Consider the following 6,479-nt stretch of genomic DNA (forward strand, 5'->3'; position numbering starts at 1 on the left):
TAGGCTTGAAAACCAGTGCTTAACTTATCATATCATCTAGATTTGAAAAGCCCTTTAAAGCACTTTTTTTCGCTTTTTTACTGGTTTTTAGGTGTTTCGACCGAAAAACTCTCAACTGGGTGTACTAAAGCCAGTTTTAAAACCTCATCAATCCACGTAACTGGATGAATATCAAGTCCTGCCAATACATTGTCAGGGATCTCTTTTAAGTCACGTTCGTTAATTTTTGGAATAATAACCGTTTTAATACCACCACGGTGAGCAGCTAGTAACTTTTCTTTTAAGCCACCAATTGGTAAAACTTCACCACGTAATGTGATTTCACCCGTCATCGCCACATCAGCTCGTACAGGGTTACCCGTTAAGCTTGACACTAAACCAGTTACCATCGCCGCACCGGCACTTGGGCCATCTTTTGGCGTTGCACCCTCTGGTACGTGTACATGGATATCACGTTTTTCGTAAAAATCACTGTTAATGCGAAATGCATCAGCACGATTTCGCACAACTGTCATAGCTGCTTGAATCGACTCTTGCATCACATCACCCAGTGAACCGGTGTAACTTAGCTTGCCTTTACCTGGTACTGCAGCACATTCGATGGTCAGTAAGTCACCGCCCACTTCGGTCCATGCAAGGCCAGTTACTTGACCAATACGGTCGCCATCTTCAGCTTTACCATAATCATAGCGTTGTACACCTAAAAACTCTTCAAGGTTATCAGCATTGATAGTGACGGTTTTTGTGCCTTTTTCGAGCAATATATTCTTCACCGCTTTACGGCATAACTTAGAAATTTCACGCTCTAAATTACGCACGCCCGCTTCACGGGTGTAATAGCGAATAATGCCGATAATTGCGCTGTCTTCAAGGATCAGTTCGCCGTCTTTTAAGCCATTGCGTTTAACTTGTTTAACAATTAAGTGTTCTTTAGCAATGTTTAGCTTTTCATCTTCGGTGTAGCCCGATAAACGAATTACTTCCATACGATCCAGTAACGGGCCGGGAATATTAAAGCTGTTTGATGTTGCCACGAACATTACATCAGATAAGTCATAATCAACTTCTAAGTAGTGGTCCGCAAAATGACTATTTTGCTCTGGATCAAGTACTTCAAGTAATGCTGAAGCGGGATCGCCACGCATATCAGATGACATTTTGTCGATTTCATCTAATAAGAATAATGGGTTTTTAACGCCCACTTTACTCATATTTTGAATCAGCTTACCTGGCATTGAACCAATGTAAGTACGACGGTGACCACGAATCTCCGCTTCATCACGCACCCCACCTAGTGCCATACGAATATACTTACGCCCTGTTGAGCGAGCAATCGATTGACCCAGTGATGTTTTACCTACCCCTGGCGGACCGACAAGGCATAAAATAGGCCCTTTCAGTTTATTGGTGCGCTGTTGCACGGCGAGGTATTCAATAATGCGTTCTTTGACTTTATCAAGACCGTGATGGTCGCTATCTAAAATCTTTTGTGCGCCCGCTAAGTCTTTTTTCACTTTCGAGCGTTTTTTCCATGGCACATTAATTAATGTGTCAATGTATGAACGCACGACAGTGGCTTCTGCCGACATTGGCGACATCATTTTAAGCTTAGCAAGCTCTGAATTGGCTTTTTCTTGTGCATCGCTGCTCATGCCTGATTCTTCGATACGTTTTTTCAGCGCTTCGAATTCATCGGGTACGTCGTCAAGTTCACCAAGCTCTTTTTGAATGGCTTTCATTTGCTCATTGAGGTAATACTCGCGCTGCGATTTTTCCATTTGCTTTTTAACGCGGGTACGGATTTTTTTCTCAACTTGCAATAAATCGATTTCACCTTCCATCAACGCCATTAAGTATTCTAGGCGCTCTGTGACATTGGTGATTTCGAGTACTTTTTGCTTTTCTGGCACTTTCAATGGCATGTGCGCTGCCATAGTATCAGCAAGACGCGGCGCTTCATCAATGCCACTAACCGAGGTTAACACCTCAGGTGGGATTTTTTTGTTAAGCTTTACATAACCTTCAAACTGGTTAATAGCACTGCGTATAAACACATCTTGCTCTTGCTCATCGATTTCTTCTGAACCAATAAACTGGGCGTTAGCAACAAAAAAGTCTTCATTATCAATAAAGCTTTCTAGTTTCGCGCGTTGTGTGCCTTCAACCAGTACTTTGACTGTGCCATCAGGTAATTTAAGCAGTTGTAAAACGGTGGCGATGGTACCGACACGGTAAATATCATCTTGCTCAGGCTCATCCACGCTCGCGTCTTTTTGCGCAACCAGGAAAATTTGTTTGTCTTTATCCATTGCCGCTTCAAGGCATTTAATTGATTTTTCACGGCCTACAAAAAGCGGGATCACCATGTGCGGATATACCACGACATCGCGCAGTGCTAGCACCGGGATTTCGACTCGATCTGTTCTCTCAAGCGTCATTATTTTTCTCTTCGCTCTTCATTTATTTTAAAGATTACTCAAGTATATGGGGATAACCTAAGTAAAGTTCAACAATTTAACGTAACTGGATTAAATAAATTATAAAAAAAGGAGCACTAGGCTCCTTTTTAATATCAAAATGAGTAAATTTTACTCAGATGCCGCTTTATCTTGGCTGGCACTTTGATAAATCAAAATAGGATCTGATTCACCTTTGATCACGGTTTCGTCAATTACGACTTTACTGACGTTTTCCATTGAAGGAAGTTCGTACATAGTATCGAGTAACACCGCTTCAACGATTGAACGAAGACCACGTGCACCTGTTTTACGCTCCATCGCTTTATGAGCGATAGCACGCAGTGCGTCATCACGGAATTCAAGTTCAACGTCTTCCATACCAAATAATGCGCCGTACTGCTTTGTTAAGGCGTTTTTAGGCTCATTTAAAATTTGCACTAAAGCTGACTCATCAAGTTCAGTTAACGTTGCCACTACTGGTAGGCGACCGATAAACTCTGGGATCAAACCGTATTTTACTAAATCTTCTGGCTCAACATCTTTAAATGTATCACTTAAAGAACGACTTGCCGCAGATTCTTTTACGTTTACCCCAAAACCAATACCGGTATTTTTGTGGCTACGCTGTTCAATTACTTTATCAAGACCGGAGAATGCACCACCACAGATAAATAAGATTTTAGAGGTATCGACCTGTAAAAACTCTTGCTGTGGATGTTTACGTCCGCCTTGTGGTGGCACTGATGCCACAGTCCCTTCAATCAATTTAAGTAGTGCTTGTTGCACGCCTTCACCTGATACGTCACGGGTGATTGATGGGTTGTCAGATTTACGTGAAATTTTATCAATCTCATCGATGTAAACAATACCACGTTGTGCTTTCTCAACGTCGTAGTCACATTTTTGCAGTAGCTTTTGGATGATGTTTTCAACATCTTCACCCACATAACCGGCTTCGGTTAATGTGGTTGCATCAGCCATAGTAAATGGCACATCAAGTAAACGCGCTAATGTCTCTGCTAATAATGTTTTACCGCTACCTGTTGGGCCAATAAGTAGGATATTACTTTTACCTAACTCAATGTCGACCTTGGTGCTTTGATTACGTAAGCGTTTGTAGTGGTTATAAACCGCTACTGACAATACTTTTTTAGCGTGATCTTGACCAATAACATAATCATCTAAATGATTACGAATTTCTTTTGGTGCAGGCAGTTTATCAGAGGTATTGTGCTTAGGCGCAATGTCTTTGATCTCTTCCCTGATAATGTCATTACACAGCTCAACACATTCATCACAAATGTATACTGAAGGCCCTGCAATGAGTTTACGAACTTCATGCTGGCTTTTGCCACAAAAAGAGCAGTATAACAATTTATTACTTTTGTCGCCGTCTGTAGGAGTGTCAGACATTCAGCTACCTCATCTTATACGTTGGCTGCCAAACTACTTAGCAGCTATTTCAATACGTTTTACTATACCAAAAATCTTTGGTTTTCACAGTGTAAACGACTTCAGCAAGTAGCGTTAACTACTCGCTGTTATATTTACTTACTTTCGCGATTAGTAAATACCGCATCAACTAAACCATAATCAACGGCTTGAGTTGCGCTCATAAAGTTATCGCGGTCTGTATCTTTTGAAATCACATCTAATGGTTGGCCAGTATGCTCTGCCATTAAACGGTTTAATTTGTCTTTAATAGACAGGATTTCTTTGGCGTGTATTTCAAAGTCAGATGCTTGACCTTGGAAACCACCTAATGGTTGGTGAATCATCACGCGTGAATTAGGTAAACAATAGCGTTTGCCTTTTGCACCAGCTGTTAATAAGAATGCCCCCATGCTAGCCGCTTGACCAACACAAATTGTACTTACATCTGGTTTAATAAAATTCATGGTGTCGTAGATTGCCATACCCGCAGTCACTGAACCACCCGGTGAATTGATATATAAAAAGATATCTTTTTCTGGGTTTTCTGACTCTAAAAATAACATTTGCGCTAAAATTAGATTCGCCATGTTATCTTCAACCTGGCCCGTTAAAAATATGATTCGCTCTTTTAATAGTCTCGAATAAATATCATACGAGCGCTCGCCTTTTGCTGTCTGTTCAACAACCATTGGAACTAATGCATTTAGAGGATCTGTAATACCAGTGTTCATACTTATTTTATTCCTTATGCGCTTATACTTATCCTTATTATAAGAAAAGCATAGTTATCTTTTTGGCAAAATTGAAGGCCACAAACTAAAATGGCTCGGGCACGCTGCATAAAACAGAGTAACACGAGCCATTTAATCGTTAGCGAGGACTTAAGTCAATGACTTATTAAGCACCTTGCTGCGGATTCATGATGTCATCAAATGCTTTTTCAACGTCAGTTACATTCGCTTTAGCTAAAATAGCTTCAACAGCTTGCTCTTCCATTGCTACATTACGCATCTGCTGCATAAGTTGATCATTTGCTTTGTAGTATTCTACTACTTCAGTTGGATCTTCGTATGCAGAAGCTACTGTTGCGATTAACGCTTCAACTTTTGACTCGTCAACTTTAAGCTCGTTCGCTTTAATTACTTCACCTAATAAAAGGCCAGTTTTAACGCGAGTAACCGCTTGCTCATGGAACAATTCAGCTGGAAGCTCAGGCATGTTTTTAGCGTCGCCACCAAAACGTTGTGCAGCTTGCTGACGTAGTGCATCAATTTCTTGATCTACTAGCGCTTTAGGCACGTCGATTTCGTTGTTAGCTAAAAGACCTTTGATTGCTTGGTCTTTCACGTTCGCTTTAACCGCTTGGTCAAGTTCACGTGTCATGTTCTTTTTAACTTCTTCTTTAAGTGCGTCAACGCCGCCTTCAGTTACGCCAAATTTAGTTGCGAACTCTTCGCTTAATTCAGGTAGCTCTTGCGCTTCAACTTTCTTCACAGTGATTGTGAATTGAGCTGCTTTGCCTTTAAGGTTTTCAGCGTGGTAATCTTCAGGGAAAGTTACGTCAGAAACAACTTCTTCGCCTGCTTTTTTACCTACGATGTTATCTTCAAAACCTGGGATCATACGACCTTGGCCAAGTTCTAATGGGAAATCTTCAGCTTTTCCGCCTTCGAATACTTCACCGTCGATAGTACCTACGAAATCAACCGTTACACGGTCTTTCTCGCCAGCAGCTGTGTCAACTTCAGCCCATGATGCATGTTGCTTACGAAGTGTTTCTAGCATGTTTGCTAAATCTTCGTCAGTCACTGATACAGCTGGTTTTTCTACAGCAATTTTATCTAAACCTTGAACTTCAACTTCAGGGTAAACTTCAAATGTTGCAGCAAATTCTAAATCTTTACCCGCTTCAAGTGCTTTAGGAGCAAATGTTGGTGCGCCAGCTGGGTTAATTTTTTCAGCTACGATTGCTTCGTAGAAGTTACGTTGCATTAATTCACCAGCTACTTCCTGACGAACTGCGCCACCGTAACGTTTGTTGATTACAGACGTTGGTACTTTACCTGGACGGAAACCATCAATACGCTGGGTTTTAGACAGTTGTTGTAAGCGTTTTTTTACTTCGGTCTCAACGTTCTCTGCAGGAACGGTGATGGTCAGACGGCGCTCAAGGCCTTGAGTCGTCTCAACAGAAACTTGCATGATATACCTCAATCTTCAATTTTGGCGACTGTTCGCCTTCCTTACAAACACGGTGATCACTATGCGGTTTGGTACGTTTGAAGTCATTTAAACAACTTCTCTACGCCATATTCACTATAAGATACCAATGCTGCTCTGCCCTTCGGGCACTATGTTAAACAATAGACGCGGCATTATAACCTAATATTTATGATAGTCGAGTGTAGGGGGCAATTATTTGGTCAGATCACGGATTATAGAAGATGAGTGGGTAAAAAATCAGCTATCAGCTATCAGCTATCAGCTATCAGCTATCAGCTATCAGCTATCAGCTATCAGCTATCAGCTATCAGCTATCAGCTATCAGCTATCAGCTATCAGCTATCAGCTATCAGCTATCAGCTA

4 protein-coding genes are annotated in these 6,479 nt (G+C 41.3%); all 4 read right to left on the minus strand.

Features of this window, described 5'->3' with window-relative positions:
* Positions 1 to 77: 77 nt before the first annotated feature.
* The 4 genes from lon to tig all read right to left on the minus strand — a co-directional run bounded on the left by lon (position 78) and on the right by tig (position 6,095).
* Complete coding sequence (lon, locus tag A7968_RS19050) at positions 78 to 2,438, minus strand: endopeptidase La (RefSeq protein WP_064668125.1); 2,361 nt, start codon at positions 2,436 to 2,438, stop codon at positions 78 to 80.
* Positions 2,439 to 2,588: 150 nt separating this feature from the next.
* A complete protein-coding gene (gene clpX, locus A7968_RS19055; RefSeq protein WP_064668126.1) occupies positions 2,589 to 3,872 on the minus strand; it encodes an ATP-dependent protease ATP-binding subunit ClpX in 1,284 nt (427 codons plus the stop codon).
* A 134-nt stretch (positions 3,873 to 4,006) separates the two neighbouring features.
* Positions 4,007 to 4,624 (minus strand): ATP-dependent Clp endopeptidase proteolytic subunit ClpP, encoded by a 618-nt coding sequence (gene clpP / locus A7968_RS19060; protein ID WP_064668127.1) that lies wholly within the window; start codon positions 4,622 to 4,624, stop codon positions 4,007 to 4,009.
* Positions 4,625 to 4,790: 166 nt separating this feature from the next.
* Positions 4,791 to 6,095: a trigger factor gene (tig, locus tag A7968_RS19065; RefSeq protein WP_064668128.1), complete on the minus strand. Its 1,305-nt coding sequence runs from the start codon at positions 6,093 to 6,095 to the stop codon at positions 4,791 to 4,793.
* Positions 6,096 to 6,479: the final 384 nt, after the last annotated feature.

Origin of the sequence: Pseudoalteromonas prydzensis (assembly GCF_001661495.1) — a bacterium.
Classification (GTDB): Bacteria; Pseudomonadota; Gammaproteobacteria; order Enterobacterales; family Alteromonadaceae; genus Pseudoalteromonas; species Pseudoalteromonas prydzensis.